We start from the raw sequence: 291 nt of genomic DNA, 5'->3' as shown, positions 1-291 counted from the left end.
GTGGGCGTACGACGTACCGATCGCGGTCGGCGGCGCGCTCTGCCTGCCGGGCGACGCGATCGTCGCGGACGACGATGGAGCCGTGGTGGTTCCGCAGTCCCGGGCGAAAGAGCTCGGCGATGTCGTGCGCGAGCACCAGGAGTGGGAGGCATTCAGCCGGATGCGGCTCGACCAGGGGGCGCGGCTGTCGGACTACTACCCGCTGAGCGCGAACTCCCGCGACGAATACGAGCGGTGGAAGACGGGCTCGTGACGACAGAGACGTCCGACGTGCGGGCTGTCGACGAGAAC

General features: G+C 69.4%; 1 pseudogene. It reads left to right on the top strand.

Annotated features, from left to right (window positions below):
* Positions 1-253 (top strand): annotated as a pseudogene (locus tag FJ658_RS15640) (ribonuclease activity regulator RraA); the annotation flags it as partial.
* Positions 254-291 lie beyond the last annotated feature (38 nt).

Source organism: Schumannella sp. 10F1B-5-1 (assembly GCF_006517535.1).
GTDB lineage: Bacteria > Actinomycetota > Actinomycetes > Actinomycetales > Microbacteriaceae > Schumannella.
The sequence above is the reverse complement of the archived record's forward strand: the minus strand, read 5'-3'. Positions and strand labels throughout refer to the sequence as shown.